Origin of the sequence: Salipiger bermudensis HTCC2601 (assembly GCF_000153725.1) — a bacterium.
GTDB classification, from domain to species: domain Bacteria; phylum Pseudomonadota; class Alphaproteobacteria; order Rhodobacterales; family Rhodobacteraceae; genus Salipiger; species Salipiger bermudensis.
The window spans coordinates 87,997-103,994 of the sequence record NZ_DS022278.1 but is presented as its reverse complement, the minus strand read 5'-3'; the positions used below and the strand labels follow the sequence as shown (position 1 = coordinate 103,994).

Below are 15,998 nucleotides of genomic sequence, written 5' to 3'. Positions count from 1 at the left end.
CCCACGGTGGCGGGAAAGGGATACAGGATGCTGCCATTTTTCCGTCGAAAGGCCGAATCGCAACCGACCGGTGACTGGTGGACGGACACGTTCACGCCGGAGGAACACGCGACCATAGAAGGGGTCTTCGCGCCACTCGGCGGAGGCACGGCGGAAAGCCTTGCGCGGTCGACCAATCCGAACAGCCTCGGCGCACTGGCTGAATACCTGAAGAAGGAGCACCTGCGCCATCTGGGGTACAAGCTGCTAGATCGGGCGGACACGCTGGTGAACGAGAACGTCCCGGTTCTTGACCTGCACTTCTACTTTGCGGTCAGGGGTGGGTTCTATTACCGGTGGCGCGATCACGATCCATTCGCCTTGGACGAAGCAGTGAAGAGTTTCGAGCGCCAGATCGGCCTCGGGGCTAATGTCGCCCGGTTCTTCCGCGAGGACAAGAACTGGGGCTTCATCCCTGCCCACGCGGGCTACCGGCAGCTTCGCATCATCGAAGAGAAGCGCGGCAACTGGACCTTGGCGAGGGCGCTCTGCGAGCAAGCGAAAGCCGAGGGCTGGGCAGATGACTGGGACCACCACATCGGTAGGATCGACAAGAAGCTGGCGGCGATGAAGACGCAAGACTGAAGTTTAACAGACCCGGCGGCTTTCCCCGCCGGGCCCGAGGGGGAGACCCCGTTCCTTTCAGAACGGGATCTCGTCGTCGCGGTCGACCAGCTCGGGGTTTTCACTCTCGGCCGACTTCGGGCGGCTCAGGAAGTCGACCTTCTCGGCGATGATCTCGCAGCCGTAGCGGTCGTTCCCCATGCTGTCGATCCACTTGCTGTAGTGGATGCGGCCGTGAACGAGGACCTTCATGCCCTTTTCGCAGTGCTCGGCGACCGTCTTGCCGAGACCGTTGAAGCAGGTGATGCGGTGCCATTCGGTGTCCATGACCCGGTAGCCGTTCTCGTCGCGCAGGACGCGACCTTCCGAGAGGCGGGGGCGCGAGGTGGCGAGGCTGAAGTTGGTGATGTTAGTGCCGCCCTGGGTGGTGCGGGTTTCGGGTTTCTGACCGATGTTGCCGGCGAGGATGACGATGTTCTGCATGGTAAGCTCCTATGTGTCCTGTCTTCGGGACCGTCCCTTCGACAAGACCCGGAAAAAGCCCGTCGGGTGACGCGTGCACGGTGGACGGAACGGACGCCGGAAACCCCCAGAGGACCGGGGTGGAGCGGGCAGGACGCCATAGGCGGCCAACTCGGCCCGGGCTGACGCGGGGTTGCGCGCGAGAGCCCGAACGGGATTAGGGGATTGTCAGTCGAAGGGACGGCCCAGAAGACAGAGAGATACGGGGAGCCCATGCCAGACCATGTCTCCTTGCCAATCGGGACTGTTTGACCCAAAGCCCAGCACACCGCTAGCGGCCTAAGTGGCTATCACCAGCTCTCACCCCTGCCCGCGCCTGCCGAGAAATCCAGGGCCCTACCGCGATGGGTTATCGATACCGGGAAATCCAGGACACGGACCGCACCAACGGCTGCTTTCGATCTCGACGTACTGTCGCTCAGCGAGCTGAAGAAAATGCAGAATGACGTCGCCAAAGCGCTTGCCACATTCGAGGATCGGCACAAGGTGGAAGCCCGCGCCAAGGTGGAAGCTTTCGCCCGGGAACTCGGCTACTCCCTAGCCTACGGCGACCCCGAACAGCGCACCGACTCCAGCGGTCGCCGCCATGGCGAGTGCACCCCAGAGCGTGACCCTTGCAGCACCTCGAATAACACCAGCACCGCCAGCAGAAGCGCCTAATCCACCAAGAACCGCGAGGCCGAGGATCGTCGACACGGCGACCAAGAAAACGATCCGTGCATCCGGGACGACCAGTGCGACGATCAAGGGCAGCACCGCACCCACGGCGAAGGTCAGCGCCGACACCAAGGCGGCCTGGATCGGGCGGGCTGTCACGGTCTCGGAGATGCCAAGCTCGTCGCGGGCATGCGATCCGAGCGCGTCACGTTCGGTCAGTTGCACGGCCACCTTTTCGGCAAGGTCTCGGTCCAGCCCTCGCTCGACATAGATTTGGGTAAGTTCTTCGAGTTCGGCCTCGGGTGTTTCCGCCAGTTCGCGGGTCTCGCGCGCAAGGTCAGCGTTTTCCGCGTCAGTCTGAGAACTGACTGAGACGTACTCGCCTGCCGCCATGGACATCGCGCCGGCCACGAGGCCAGCCAGCCCCGCTATAAGGACCTCCGGCTTTCCCGATCCTGCTGCGGCGACGCCGACCACGAGGCTTGCCGTCGACACCAGCCCGTCGTTCGCGCCGAGAACGGCGGCCCGCAGCCAGCCGATGCGATGCACCATGTGGATTTCGGAATGCGAGAGGCGGCTCATGGCGTGGCTCCTTGCGCGATGTCATCCTGCCCGGAGGAGACAGCCTTTGGTTTCGGAATAGTGGGTTCATGGGGCGCGATGCGCAGCGCGCGGAGGGCGTTCAGGATCACTGCAACGTCGATGACCTCCTGCAGGAGCGCCCCCTGCACCGGAGTGAGATAGCCGAAAGCCGCCGCGATCATGCCCATGACCGAAAGGCCGATCCCGGCGACAACGCTTTCGACAGCGATGCGGCGCGCGCCGCGCGCGATCTCGATCCCTGGCCCGAGGCGGTCGATACGGTCGACAAGCAGCACGACATCCGCCGCCTCCGCCGAGGCCGCCGCGCCCCGTGCGCCCATGGCGACGCCCACGTCTGCCGCTGCGAGCGCGGGCGCGTCGTTGACCCCGTCGCCCACCATCATCACCGGGCCGTTCTTGCGCTCGGTGAGAACGAGCAACACTTTCTGGTCCGGTGTCAGCCCGGCCCGCAGACCGTCGAGCCCAAGCCCTTCGGTGACACGCTCGGCCACGTCAGCGCGGTCTCCGGTCGCGAGCAGGATACGCGCGATCCCCTCGCGCCGCAGCCCGTCCAGCATCTGGCCCGCGCCGTCGCGCAGGGGATCGGACATGACGAGATGCCCTACCATGTGCCCGTCGACCGCGACAGCAACGAGGACCGAACCAGCGGCGATGGCGGAATGATCGCCGGGCCGCCGTCCGACGCGGGATGCGACGAAGGCATCCCCGCCGACGATGATCTTCCGGCCTTCGACATAGCCGACGACGCCTTCGCCCGGAATCTCCGCCACGTCTGACGGAACGGGTAGAGAGAAGCCCCGCTCCTTTGCGGCGGCGACGATGGCCTGAGCCACGGGGTGCTTGGACGCTTGGTCGAGCGCGGCAGCCAAGCGCAGTATGTCCTCCTCTGCCATGCCGTCGTGGCTGTCGATTGCAACGATCTGCGGCCGTCCGTCCGTCAGCGTGCCGGTCTTGTCGAGGATCAGCGTGCGGATGCGCGCCATCGTCTCGAGCGGCCCCGCTCCCTTGATCAGCACCCCGAAATGCGCCGCGCGCGACAGGCCTGCGACCAGCGCGACCGGCACGGCCAGGATCAGGGGACATGGCGTTGCGACGACAAGCACGGCGACGGCCCGGATCGGATCGCCGGTGAACCACCATGCCGCGAAGGCGATGCTGACCGTGACGGCCAGAAACCCCAGCGACCAACGGTCGGCCAGTCGCGACATGGGCGCCTTGGAGGCCTGCGCCTCTTCCACCAGCCGGACGATCCCGGCATAGGTGCTGTCCTTGGCCTCGTGAGTTGCGATCAGGTCGAAGGCTTCGCCCGCATTGGTCGATCCGCTCATGGCCTCGGCGCAGTAACGGAGCCGGACGGGCAGGGATTCCCCCGTCAGCGCCGAGGTGTCGACGAAGGCCGTCTCTGAGCTCAAGGTGCCATCCACCGGCACCACGTCGCCCTGCCGGATCAGAAGGCGGTCGCCGGGCGCAATTTCGTTCAGCGGCACTTCCTCCAGCCCGCCATTCCGGTGTCTTGTCGCGGTCCGGGGCACACGGGACAGCAGGTCGTGCATTTCACGGCGGGCACGCCCTTCCGCGAAGGCTTCGAGGAAGGTGCCGCCGGAATACATTACGGCGACCACCGCCGCGGCGAGGGTCTCGCCGAAGACGAGCGCCGCCGACATGGAGAGCGCGGCGACAATATCGAGGCCCACTTCGCCGGAACGCAGGCTGCGCAGGATCTCGACCACGAGCGCGGCGAGCGCGGGAACGACGCCCGCGATCCAGACCGCGTTCGCGACGTCGGGTTCGCCGGAAAAGTAGAAGGCAAGTCCCGCAATCAGGCCGGTCGCGGCAATGAGCAGGATAGCGGTCTTGAAGCGGTCGGTCCGTGTCGTTTCCATGCGGCTCATCTCCCCTCGGCTGAGGCGATTGCCGCTGGCTCTTCGGAAAATAGTCGTCCGACTCCCACGCCCCTTACGTTGACAACATCATCGCGCAAGAGGAACAGGGCGTCGAGGCCGCTTTGTTTTGCGAGCGTCGCGCCTTTGACCGGCCCAAGCACCATGAGGGCCGTCGCCCAGGCATCTGCCTCTGCACAGCTGCGGGCCACGACCGTGATGGAGGCCGGCGACGCGATCAGCGGCGCTCCCCGCCTCGGGTCCATCGTGTGCGACAGGCGGCGCCCCTGCACCTCGACCCAGTGACGGTAGTCGCCCGAGGTCGCGACGGCGGCATCCTGAAGCGCGAGGATCGAATGCGGCGTCCGGCGCTCGGCGTCCGGCGCCTCGACCGCGATGGTCCAGGCTTCACCGTCCGGCCTGAGGCCCATTGCACGCATCTCGCCATCGATCCCGACGAGTCCGTCGGATATGCCTTGATTGCGGAGGATTTCGGCCAGTCGATCCACGCCGTAGCCCTTGGCGATGCCATTCAGGTCCAGCGCGATGGGTGCGGCCTTGCGCACGTGTTCGCCGTTGATCTCGAGCACGTCATGCGCCGGGCGGCGCGAGGCGGCCATCGCGGTGCGGATGCCATCCGGCGCGGCGGCCTCCGGTCCGAAGCCCCAGGCCATCACCGCGTCGCCCATGCCGATGTCGAAGGCTCCACCAGAGGCGCGGCCAATTTCCAGGCCGAGGCGTAGCACCTCGAGCAATCGTGCAGGAACAGCGATCCATTCACCGATCGGTGCCGCGTTGAGCCGCATAAGGTCGCTGTCCGGCTTCCAGGTCGACATCTGTCCGTCCACCTCATCCACGGCCGCCTGCAATGCCGAGCGGACCGGCCCCGGGTCGAAACCGGGGTCCGCGAATAACAGCGCCGACCACCTCGTGCCCATCGTCGGCCCGTTCAGCGCGATGCGCGCCCGCTCAGTAGACATCTTCGACATACCGCCCCTCCGCCTTCAGGACTGCTGGTGTCAGCCCGGCCGGCGCGAGGATCTCGGCCAGCGCCTCGGCCACGCCGGCGGCCATGTCTCGTCCGCCGCAGACCATCACGCGCGCCCCATTGCGGATGAGCTCCGCGACCTGAGTGGCCTCGCTGCGCAGCGCGTCCTGGACGTAATGGGGACGCGCCCCGCGCGAGACGGCCGTGACCAGCCGGCTTACACGCCCTTCGTCCTGCCATCCGGGGAACTCCTCGCCGTAGAAGAAATCGCTGTCGGGATGGCGCATGCCGAAGAACAGGTGGATCGGCCTGCGGCGCGTATTGCCGCGCACAAAGCCCGCTAGCGGCCCGATGCCGGTCCCCGCGCCGATCAGGATCAGGGGCGCCCGGCTTCGGCCCGGACGGAAGCCGGGGTTGGGGCGCAGGAAGGCGCTCACCGTGTCGCCAGGTTCCAGCGCTGTGAGCTGACCCGAGCAGAGCCCGCCGGGATGCTTCTTGACCACGATCTCGATGAAGCCGTCGCGGCGCCCAGAGGCGAGCGAATAGAGCCGCGGGACGGTCCCGCCTTCGGGCAGAATGCCGATCAGGTCACCCGTCTGGAACCGTGCGAACCCGCCCCCGAGCAACCGTTGCCAGAGCGCAACGCGGGGAAGCGCGAAGCGGAGGATCGCCGTCGGGGCCTGCACCTCGGCGCCGTAGTCGCGCCGCGAGACGAGGGTCAGCGTGGTCGTTTGCGGCTGGACAGGCCGGTGCGACAGTTCGAGTTCGATCCCGAGAGCGTCTCCGAGCGCCCGGCCCCAGCGCGCGAAATCCTGCGGCGACTGGCGGTCGATTGTGTCGAAAGCCAGCAGTTCGGGCCAGCCCTTCGCCTCTGCCGCAGTTGCGACGGACTCCGCGTAGGCGCAATAGGCCGGAAAGCTTCTATCGCCGAAGCCGAGCACCGCAATAGGGATGTCCGCCGCCCGGTCGCACGCGTTGAGCCGGTCGAGAAAGCCCTTGGCCGAGGCAGGCGCGGCCCCGTCGCCATAGGTCGCGGCGAGCAGGATGATCCGCTGGGCGTTGGCGTAGCTTTCGGGGGCGAAGCCCGACATCGGGCCGACATGGACGCTCTGCCCGGCTTGCGTCAGGGCGGCGTGAAGCGTCGCGGCGAAGCCCCATGTGCTGCCGCCCTCGCTGCCGACGAGCAGGATCGTCTCGGCGCGCCCCGCGGGCTGGTTGCCCCGGATCCGCGGCCGACCGCGCAGGCCGGCGAGCCAGACCAGCACGCCGGTCGCGCCCATCGCCGGCACGCCGAGCGCCATGAGCCCGAGCACAAGGCCGAGCGTCGCCGCCCCCTGTCCGGTGTGCAGCATGTAGATGGTTTCCGAAACGCGTTCCCACCCGGTCAGGTCGGCCCAGGCCAGCAGCGCCCCGGTGCCCTGATCGAGATAGCCTGTCCCGCGGTCGGTCTTGAGCGTGAAGACATCGGTCGCATCGCCGGGATAGGGAAAGCTCAATTCCCGCAACTCGGCGATGGGCGTCTGCCGCAGCGTGGCCATCTGGCCCGGAGCGAACCCCGTCGCTCCACTGACCTCGGTCGGCATTGCCGGGATGGCGCCCCCGTCCGGCAGAAGATCGAAGGTGGAGGCCGTCATCCAGAGGGCGGTCGTGGAGGACAGGACAAGGCCGACGACGGCAATCCGCGCGATCTCGACGTGCAGCCGCCCGGCGAGCGGTCCGCGCAGGCGCGCGAACCAGTGCCGCCAGCCGCCCGTCCGCCGAGCGACCAGCGCCGCACCGGAGAGCGAGAGGACCAGCATCGCGGCAGCCCCTGCCGCCATGGCGATGCGCCCGCCGTCCCCGAGGAACAGCGAGCGGTGCAGGTTGGTGAGCCAACGTTCGGCCTGGTTCGGGTCGGCCGAGGCCACGCCCTCACCCGTCGCCGGGTCGATCACGGCGGCACCCGGCGCGCCCTGATCGAACCAGTAGGCAGTGATCCGGCCCGAGGGTGATCGGCGGATCTGCTCGACGCCCGGATAGACTGTCTGGATGCGGTCCGCGAGTCCGGCAACCGTGAGCCCGGTCTCCGGCTGCGGCGCGGCGATGCGCTCGGCCGCGGGGAAGACCGACAGTGCCGCGCCACTCAACGCGAGGATCGTGACGAGCGCGAGGGCCAGAAGACCCGGCCAGCGATGGAGTGCACGGATCATGGCCCTGCCCCTCACATGTCGTAGGCGAAGCTGGCGACGTACCGGCGCCCGCGCACCGGCGTGCCCGCGCCGTCGGTCGTGAGCGGCACCGCCACCTCGTTCGGACTGTCGCGCATGTCCTCGACGGCCGCGTCGATGTGGAGCGTGTAGCCCGCATCGAACAGCGCATCAGCCAGATCAAGCGTGATCTCAAGACTGCGGCCCGCGCCGACGCTGGCCCCGGTAATGCCGTTGACCTGCGCAGTATCGCCGCCCGTGGCACGGTACCAGTCGCTCAGATGCTCGTAGTATTTGGACTTGCCACCAGCCATCCAGAGACTGCCGACATAGGCGCCCGAGGCGTCGGTGACGTAAAGTGCAAGATAGGCTCCGTCACCGCCATAATTGTTGAGGGTGGTGGTCAGCGTCACCGGCCGCGCCATGGCGAGGCCGGGAAGCGTCAGCGCCGTGGTAAGCGCGAGCGTTGCGAGAAGTGATTTCATGGGAATGATCCTTGTTCAGGGTGCTTCGGAGCTGTTCAGTTCACCTGAACCTGCGGAGGGGCGCCATTTCCGAAGAGGCCGTTCTGAGGAGGAGCGACCGTTCCAGCGGGCGCGGGATTGCGGGCGCCGCCCCGACAATCGTCGTCGTCATCATCGTCGTCGCAGTCATCATCATCATCGTCTTCGTCATCGTCGTGTCCGCGACGCGAACCGTCCCGCCAGCGGTCGTCATCGTCGCTTGCGAGAATGAGAGGCATGTCTTGTGAGGCGTCGTCAAAGAGCGCGGCCACGGGCCGAAGCATGCTGTCGGCCGGGGCCTGCATCGCGCTCCAGGCAGGAACGCCGATGGCGGCGGTCAGCGCCGTTGTCGCTGCGAGAAGGGTCAGGGTCTTTTTCATGGCAAGGTCTCCTTTCGTCTGATGAGACCAATCTGGCGCGTCGACCTGAGGGCTTCCTGACGCCCCAGCGATTCCTGCTTCAGCTTGCCGTCAGGAAAAAAATGGCCCCGCCGATGATGGCGGGGCCAAAAAGATGCGAGCGCAGGCTACAGGGCTGGCATGGCTATGCGCCCTGCCCCGCGGTCAGGCGAATTCGAACTGCTCGAAGCGGACACGGCGAGGCGTTTGGCCTTGTGCTTTCAAGCCCTTGAGAATCCCGTCCTTCAGACCGGTTGGGCCGCAGAACCACAAATCGGCTTGCCGGATCGCGAAAGGGACCGCGCCGATCAGGCGCTCGGCCGTGAGCCTGCCATCGCGCGCCGTGACGACCACCTCGAAACTGAAACTCGGATTGCGGGCGGCCGCAGCGCGCAGCGTCTCCAACCCGATCGCCTCGTCTTGCGTTCGAACACAGTGGACGAGGTGAATGTCGCGCCTTTCCGCCTCCGTCAGGCTTTCCGCCCAGGCGAGGAACGGCGTGATACCTATGCCGCCGGCCAGCCAGATCTGGCGCGCACCGCCCTTGCGAAAATCGAACCGCCCATAGGGGCCTTCGACCTGCACGCGCGTTCCGGTCCGCAACGTCGCCGGAAGGCTCCGTGTCCACCCACCCAGAGCCCGGATGGAGAACGTCAGGGAGCCATCAGGGCGCGGGGCACTGGCGATCGTGAACGGGTGCGGCTCGGACAGTCCAGCTTCCGGCGCTCGAACGAAAGCGAATTGCCCGGGCCGCCACCGCATGGCACGGCCTTTGGGAGTGAGCATCAAGGTGGTCGTGTCACCGGTCTGGCTGATCTGGCTGACAGTGAAGTCTCTACGCCGTAGGTGCGGAGCGAGCAACTCGGTGAAGATCCAGGCGACAACTCCGGCAATGCCGAAGGAATTCAGCACCAACATGAATGTCGGGTCCACCCCAGCAGGCACATCGACAAAGAACTGGTGAAACACCACGATAGCAAAAAGAGCTCCCATGAAACGATGGCTAAACCGCCAGAGCTGATAGGGAATCTCGAGCCCGATGAAGGGCAATCTCCTGAACCAGCTGACAGCAACCAGGGCGAGAAGCGCGTTGAAGGCGAGTTCGCCTGCCTCTTCACCCAGTTCCCCTAGGGAGGTTTCACGCACCAAACGCTCGAAATCCGGCTCTATCTGTTGGTGCAGGATCATGAGGACCATTGCGGAAATGCCGAGCCATTTGTGCACCCGGTACATGCGATCGAGACCGCCGAACAATTGTTCCACCAGTGGGGGCCGTGCGGCGAGGATCAAGGTCTGCGCCATCGCGACAACCGCCGCGGCCCCGACGGCAATACCAAATGCTGCGTCCGCACCATAAGGCGCATAGGTGTTCAACCCGAGCAGAGCCGCCAGCAGGCATGGCAGCGCCACCAGCACCGGGCCCGTCAGAGCCAGAGTAGAGTTGAGGGAAAGCCGAAGGAGTGGGGGAAAGCCCGGCGCGGAGACATTACCATCACGATGCGCCGTATCAGTCATCGTCGTGTCTCTCGTGATCGCGGTCGCGACGATCATCATCGTCGTCCTCAAACTCGAACTCGATTACTTCCAGCGTGGCCGGGTGGACCGTCACCTCGATCGCACGCCCCTGGGCATCCCGGCCGTCAATTTCGTAGCAGCCATCGTCGATCTTGATGCGGCGAACCGCCCAGCCATTTTCCTCGGCAAGACGGGCAACCGCATCGCGCGGCTGCCAATCAGCCATCGGGACGAAGCAGTCGTCGTCAGCCAGCGCCGCGCCGGCCGGGAAGACCGCGAGAAAGCCGATAATTGTCAATGTCTTCTTCATGGGGCACACTCCTAGTGGCTCGCCTCTTGATGCACTTCATGCGCTGCGAAGCTGACGGCAGCCTGAACGGGCGCGACCCACAGGCTTCAGCTTCGTGTCAGCCAGACGGATCATGGAGGGACATTAGACAAGGACGGGTACGACCATGCGCATATTGCTGATCGAAGATGACACGACTCTCGGCGCTGCCGTCCGCGACCAGATCGCAGCCGATGGCCAGTCAGTGGATTGGGTTACGCGGTTGGATGCGGCGCGCGATGCCATGGCTGCTACGTCCTACGACTTGATCCTGCTCGACCTGATGCTGCCGGACGGGCGCGGTATAGGGTTTCTCAAGGGCTTGCGCACGCGGGGCGACGTGACTCCGGTCATCATTCTTACCGCACTCGACCAGGTGTCCGATCGGATCGACGGGCTTAATGCAGGCGCTGACGACTATCTTGTGAAGCCTTTCGACCTGTCGGAACTGTCGGCGCGGATCGGATCGGTCGCGCGGCGCTACAGCGGAAACCCCAACCCGATCCTGACCCACGGACCGCTCGACATCGACCTTGCCGCGCGCAGCGTCCATCGGGATGGCAGACATGTGCCGCTGACAGCGCGGGAATGGGCGCTCTTCGAAGCGTTCCTCGCGCGTCCCGGGCAGCTCCTGTCCAAGGCGCAGTTGGAGGAGAAGCTCTACGCCTTCGACGCCGAGGTCGAGAGCAACACCATCGAGGTCCATGTCAGCCGCCTGCGGAAGAAACTGGGGAGCGCAACCATCGAAACCGAGCGCGGCATGGGCTACCGCCTGGGCAGGCCATGAAGTGGCCCGCCAGCCTTCAGGCGCGGCTCGGCCTATCCGTGGGCCTGGTGCTGACGGTGCTGTGGCTTCTCGCAGCGACGGTGACGGCTGTCATCGTCCGGGCCGAAATGGACGAGGTCTTCGACAGCGCGCTCCGTGAGACTGCGGAGCGAATCCTGCCGCTGGCAGTAACCGACATCGTCGGGCGGGAAGATCAGGGTGTGACCCAGCGGCTCGCCCCGATCCGTGAGCATGACGAGTTCTTCACCTATCTCGTACGGGATGCCGAAGGCCGCGTCCTGCTGCAATCGCATGCGGCGGACCCGACCGTATTCCCCTCCTATGACGGGCCCGGGTTTCGCCAGACCGCGACGCACCGTCTCTACAGCGATGCGGCGCTTCAGGGCACGATCCGCATCACCGTGGCCGAGCCGCTGGCCCATCGCATGTCGGTGGCTCGCGAAATACAGATGGGTCTCGGCCTGCCCTTGCTGATCGTGCTTCCAGTGGCCTTGATCGCGATCATTCTGGCAGTTCGCTTCAGCCTTGATCCTCTGCGCCGGTTCCGCGCGCGGCTGGAAGCACGTGGCGCTCGCGACCTTTCACAGGTTCCTCACGAGGGGCTTCCAACCGAAATCGGCCCGCTGGCTGATACGCTGAACAGCCTGCTGGCCAGATTGCGCGAGGCGTTCGAGGCCGAGCGAAGCTTCGCCGCGAATGCCGCTCACGAGTTACGCACACCACTCGCAGGAGCGATCGCGCAGGCGCAGAGGCTCAGGTCGGAAACCAAGGACCGAGCGGCTGCACAACGTGCGACCGACATCGAGGAGACGCTGAAAAGGCTGACGCGACGCACAGAACGCATGATGCAACTTGCACGGGCAGAAGGTGGGCGATTGAGGATGGACAAAAGCTCGGATCTGAGGGGCGTTGCGAGGATTGTGGTGGATGATATTGGCCGCACGGGCACGCCAGACCGTATCAGGCTGAACCTCCCCGACAAGGCTGTCATGTCAGATCTTGATCCCGACGCCTTCGCCATCCTGTGCCGGAACTTAGTGGAAAACGCTCTTCGTCATGGGGGACAGAGTAGCCCGGCCGAAGTCACTCTGACCGCATCTGGCCAGTTCACCGTGGCAAATGACGGCCCTGTCGTGCCGGGCGAAACGCTCGACCGGCTGACAGCGCGTTTCGAGCGGGCAACTGCCAACGCCGACGGCAGCGGCCTTGGTCTTGCCATCGTCGCGGCAATAACAGAGCGGATCGGTAGCCACCTTGTCCTTCAATCGCCGCGGCCGGGCCGGACCACAGGTTTTCAAGTATCGCTCAGGTTGCCGATAGACGACCGCGAGTGACAGTGACATCCCTTTTGGTTGCCAAAGGGCCAAATGCAGCCTTGGGATCAAGATCATCAGGGCCTGGCTTGGCGCGTCGGTTACCGTGCTATGCAGCGTCATGCTCGGAAGGGCAGCGCACAACGCCAGCAGCCTGTTCGGGATAGACGATCGCCATGTAGCCAGCGCTCACCATGGGGGGGTGATCGCTGTTTCCAGCATATGGGGATGGTCGACGAAAAGGCTTCCCGAACCTAGTAGAAGCAGACTGTCCGAAGCGACTTTTAGCCGACTGACTATCCCCGGTCACGGGGGCGCTAGTAGGCCCGGAGGCGCACCTGCGCCGTGCCGGACCCTCGGGAAGTGAGGCCGAAGCCTCACCCGAAGGGATCGTATTCCGAGACGATCACGACCTCGTCTCCGTCGATTTCATCGGCGGGGACAGCGCCGAAGGTTCCATCCCCTGCTTGGAAGACAACGATCGAGACCATGAGCGTGGCGGCGAGGGAGGCTGCGAAGGCGTGTGCATCTTTGCGGGACATCTGTTTGGCTCCTGTCTTGGAGGCGGAGGACCATCCCCCGCGCGACAGGACCCCGCAGGCCCGAAGACTGGCTGACATCACCGGGTGCGTTCGGCTCGTCCGAATCCACCCGGCGGCACGGCCTTGCCCGTAGTCCGACCCCTCGCGGGTTGATCTCGAAGACGGGATTCGGGGCAAGGAAGGGAATGGCGAGCGGGGGATGGTGCCCCATCGTCAGGAGCCGGTTGTCCCGCCGATGCCTGGAACGCCGCCAGCCTCCCGAGCAGGCTCTTGGTTGAAGACCTCCGTCTTTGGGGATGGATCCTCTGGCGCCCCGCGATATCGCGGGACGAGGTTCTTGGTCGGTGAGAGGCCCACCCTTCGGCAGGCCCCACACGCATTGTCAGGGCTCAGGCGGCCAGGTCCGCGCCCCCTGCCCTATCGCTGTCCTCGGCACCGACGATTTCCAGCCGCGCGTTGCGATAGCCCTCCCGCGCAATCCATAGCTCGGCCGCGGTGACGGACTCGGCCAGATGCAGCAGCTCGGTATTGCCCCCGAAGTCGAGGAGCACACGCACCTGCCCGGCCTTCGGTGCCTCGGCCACCTCGAAGATCAGACGGCTGTCCGCCGAATGGCTGCGCATGATCGTGACAAGGATCACCCCGTCGGAGGAGAAGTTGCCCTCATGGAGCGTGAAGGAGGCCGGAGCGGTCCAGGTCGAATACACCCGGGTAGGCTCCTTCTTCACGAGACGGCCGACGCCGTTCGAGCGCTCCCAGGCCGCAAGCTTCTTGGTGAAACGTGCCGGCGGCTTGGGACTACCGTCGGTATAGCGGATCAGCGCCCCCAGAGGGGCTGAGTCGATGATGGTTGTTGCAGACATGATTCCTCATCTCGAATGCGAGCGTTCGCATTCAACATATTGATATTGCAGTATTTTGTGGGAGTGAGGGCGGGTTTCCCCGCCCCCGGATGGCTCAAATCACTCTGCGGCCAGCATCGACGCGGCGGTCTCCGGCAGATCGGCCGTCAGGAAAGCCGGAAGATCGACATCCTCGGGCTGGCCCGCGTGCTCCTCCTGCCCTTCTGCAATCTCTTCGCCGTCGTCCACCGCCAGATCAGCGCGACGCAGGACCTCGGGCAACCAACCGCTGCCCTTGAGAAGCCGCTCGGCCTCCGTGGCCATCTCGCCCTTCTTGAGGTGATCGAGAAGCTGCGCAGTCCCCTCCCCCTTCGCCTCGCGCACAGCCTCGAGGATCCGAGCCTTGGGCACGCGGTTGAGATAGCTATCGACCGTCGGCTCCCAGCCTGCCTCGACCATGTCGAGATCGACCGCCCTCGCCACCAGATCGGCATGGGCCATGCGGCGGGTCAGGCCGCTGGCGGAGATACCCGCACCATAGGGGTTCACCTTCTCATGAAGTGCATTGACGCCAAAGCTGAGGCAATGCGCCAGCAGAGCCAGACGGCTGCCCTGATCGAGAAGGGTCAGATAGTCCCAGAGGGCGGTATCATCGCCGAGGGGCAGATCAGCCTCCCAGGCCGCGTGACGCTCATCGACCAGCTTCGCCACGACGCTGTCCTTTAGGTCCGGTGCCTGCGCCGACATGTAGACGTGACGCACCGAAGCCTCGAGACAGCTTCCCGAGGCCGAGGAGGTGCGGAAGGTATCCGTCACCAGCTTCAGGAGGAGGAGCGTCAGCGCGACGTCCGGCGAACGCCCGATGGCCTCACGCAGTGCGAGGGTCCTGTGGGCGGTCAGTTCCATGACAAGCCGCTCAGGCAACGGCTTCAGCGCCTCGTCGTCTTCCTCCTCGGACGCATCCGTGCCGATCGGTTGCCCGCCTGAGGAGATCACAGTGCCCCCGGCGGAGGTTGCCGACGGTTTCCAGCTGGAACCGCAGGCATCACCCCCCTGCCCCATGGCATCTGCACCATCACCATCCTGGACCGCGGTCTCCTCGCGCGGCTCATCCTCGGGCCGGACATAGCCGCGATCGACAGACAAGTTGCCATCCCGATCCAGTGTGACGAAGACGCCGGCCCGGGCAACCTCGGCCGGGTCGTAGATCACAGGCCGCTGTTCGAGTGCCTCCATCGCCATCTCGAGTTGACCCAGCCGGGCATCGATCTCCTCGGGGTATTCGTCTTGGCCGGAGTATTCTTCCTCCAGCGCGCGATATTCGGCGAGGAGCGTCGCATGGGCCGCGCTTTCCTCGTCGGTCATCGGTGCGGTATCACCTGCCAGACGCCGCAGACCATGACTGTAGCCATAGGGCAGGTCGGTCGCCACCTCGATCCATTTCCAGCCCTCGGACGCCAGCACCTCGGCTTCGGCCTGGAGCTTCTCGGAGACCAGCTGGTCGAGCAGGGCAGGGTCCTCCAGCCAGCCACCGTCGTCGCCCTGGAAGAGATCACGCAGGAGGGCACCGCCCGCCGCCTCATAGGTATCGACACCCACGAAGACCGCACGACGATCGGAAGCTCGGACCGAGGTCTCAGTGAGCATGCGCCGGATGGCATAGGGCTCCTTGTTCCAGGAGTTTTTCACCGCATCCCAGACCTGTTCCTGACGCGCGTGATCCGGGTTCACGGTGAAGGCCATCAGCTGTTCCAGCGTCATGCCATCCTCGGCATAGACCTCAAGCAGGGCAGGGGCCACGGACGCGAGTTTCAGGCGCTGCTTAACGATCTGCGGCGTCACGAAGAAGGCCGCGGCGATCGCTTCTTCACTCTGACCCTTCTCGCGCAAGGCCACGAAGGCGCGGAATTGGTCCAGCGGGTGCAGAGCGACGCGCTGCATGTTCTCTGCCAGCGAGTCGTCCTCGGCCAGGATCTCCGACGCAGCATCCCGCACGATGCAGGGGATCGGTGCGGTCTTCGCCAGCCTCTTCTGCTTCACCAGGAGCGACAGCGCCTGGAAGCGTCGACCACCGGCCGGGATCTCGAACGTGCCGGTCTCGACCCCATCGGCATCAAGCACGGGCCGCACATTCAGGCTCTGCAGCAGGCCGCGCCGCGCGATGTCCTCGGCCAGTTCCTCGACCGAAACGCCGGCCTTGATGCGCCGCACGTTGGACTGGCTCAGCACCAGCTTGTTGAAGGGGATGTCCCGCGACGGGGACAGGGTGATGTTCTGGGCCGCTTTCGCCATCAGATCTTCTCCACGACGGGCGTCGGAAGCCACTCTCCC

Annotated in this window: 15 protein-coding genes; 3 read left to right on the top strand and 12 right to left on the bottom strand. The window is 65.5% G+C overall.

Going from position 1 to position 15,998, the window contains the following annotated elements:
* Positions 1 to 27 precede the first annotated feature (27 nt).
* Positions 28 to 624: a hypothetical protein gene (locus tag R2601_RS23100; RefSeq protein WP_007803261.1), complete on the top strand. Its 597-nt coding sequence runs from the start codon at positions 28 to 30 to the stop codon at positions 622 to 624.
* 57 nt (positions 625 to 681) lie between these two features.
* Here the strand turns inward: R2601_RS23100 and R2601_RS23095 are convergent, their stop codons facing one another.
* From R2601_RS23095 to R2601_RS23055, 9 genes are all read right to left on the bottom strand, one after another.
* Positions 682 to 1,086 (bottom strand): single-stranded DNA-binding protein, encoded by a 405-nt coding sequence (locus R2601_RS23095; RefSeq protein ID WP_007803259.1) that lies wholly within the window; start codon positions 1,084 to 1,086, stop codon positions 682 to 684.
* 576 nt (positions 1,087 to 1,662) lie between these two features.
* Complete coding sequence (locus tag R2601_RS23090; protein ID WP_007803257.1) at positions 1,663 to 2,364, bottom strand: VIT1/CCC1 transporter family protein; 702 nt, start codon at positions 2,362 to 2,364, stop codon at positions 1,663 to 1,665.
* A complete protein-coding gene (locus R2601_RS23085) occupies positions 2,361 to 4,268 on the bottom strand; it encodes a heavy metal translocating P-type ATPase (RefSeq protein WP_007803255.1) in 1,908 nt (635 codons plus the stop codon). The genes R2601_RS23090 and R2601_RS23085 overlap by 4 nt, the downstream gene beginning before the upstream one ends.
* A gap of 5 nt (positions 4,269 to 4,273) precedes the next feature.
* On the bottom strand, positions 4,274 to 5,254 hold the full coding sequence (locus tag R2601_RS23080; RefSeq protein ID WP_007803253.1) for an FAD:protein FMN transferase: 981 nt from the start codon (positions 5,252 to 5,254) through the stop codon (positions 4,274 to 4,276).
* Positions 5,235 to 7,442: a PepSY domain-containing protein gene (locus tag R2601_RS23075; RefSeq protein WP_007803252.1), complete on the bottom strand. Its 2,208-nt coding sequence runs from the start codon at positions 7,440 to 7,442 to the stop codon at positions 5,235 to 5,237. Before R2601_RS23075 ends, R2601_RS23080 begins: the two co-directional genes overlap by 20 nt.
* A gap of 11 nt (positions 7,443 to 7,453) precedes the next feature.
* Entirely contained in the window at positions 7,454 to 7,924 is a 471-nt protein-coding gene (locus R2601_RS23070) for a DUF2271 domain-containing protein (protein ID WP_007803251.1), read from the bottom strand.
* A 35-nt stretch (positions 7,925 to 7,959) separates the two neighbouring features.
* Entirely contained in the window at positions 7,960 to 8,322 is a 363-nt protein-coding gene (locus R2601_RS23065; RefSeq protein WP_007803249.1) for a hypothetical protein, read from the bottom strand.
* Positions 8,323 to 8,505: 183 nt separating this feature from the next.
* Positions 8,506 to 9,891 carry a ferredoxin reductase family protein gene (locus R2601_RS23060; RefSeq protein ID WP_007803247.1) on the bottom strand — a complete coding sequence of 462 codons (1,386 nt, stop codon included), beginning with the start codon at positions 9,889 to 9,891 and terminating at the stop codon, positions 8,506 to 8,508.
* Entirely contained in the window at positions 9,848 to 10,165 is a 318-nt protein-coding gene (locus tag R2601_RS23055) for a PepSY domain-containing protein (protein WP_007803245.1), read from the bottom strand. Before R2601_RS23055 ends, R2601_RS23060 begins: the two co-directional genes overlap by 44 nt.
* A 145-nt stretch (positions 10,166 to 10,310) precedes the next feature.
* On the opposite strand from R2601_RS23055, the gene R2601_RS23050 reads away from it, so the two are divergent.
* Positions 10,311 to 10,970, top strand: coding sequence for a response regulator transcription factor (locus tag R2601_RS23050; protein ID WP_007803243.1), 660 nt, complete (start codon positions 10,311 to 10,313; stop codon positions 10,968 to 10,970).
* A complete protein-coding gene (locus tag R2601_RS23045; RefSeq protein WP_007803242.1) occupies positions 10,967 to 12,304 on the top strand; it encodes an ATP-binding protein in 1,338 nt (445 codons plus the stop codon). Before R2601_RS23050 ends, R2601_RS23045 begins: the two co-directional genes overlap by 4 nt.
* Before the next feature lie 356 nt (positions 12,305 to 12,660).
* On the opposite strand, the gene R2601_RS27120 is transcribed toward R2601_RS23045, so the two are convergent.
* From R2601_RS27120 to R2601_RS23035, 3 genes are all read right to left on the bottom strand, one after another.
* A complete protein-coding gene (locus R2601_RS27120) occupies positions 12,661 to 12,825 on the bottom strand; it encodes a hypothetical protein (RefSeq protein ID WP_007803240.1) in 165 nt (54 codons plus the stop codon).
* A gap of 389 nt (positions 12,826 to 13,214) precedes the next feature.
* On the bottom strand, positions 13,215 to 13,688 hold the full coding sequence (locus R2601_RS23040) for a UCP036055 family protein (protein ID WP_007803238.1): 474 nt from the start codon (positions 13,686 to 13,688) through the stop codon (positions 13,215 to 13,217).
* A 99-nt stretch (positions 13,689 to 13,787) separates the two neighbouring features.
* On the bottom strand, positions 13,788 to 15,959 hold the full coding sequence (locus tag R2601_RS23035; protein ID WP_007803235.1) for a ParB/RepB/Spo0J family partition protein: 2,172 nt from the start codon (positions 15,957 to 15,959) through the stop codon (positions 13,788 to 13,790).
* Between the last annotated feature and the right edge of the window lie 39 nt (positions 15,960 to 15,998).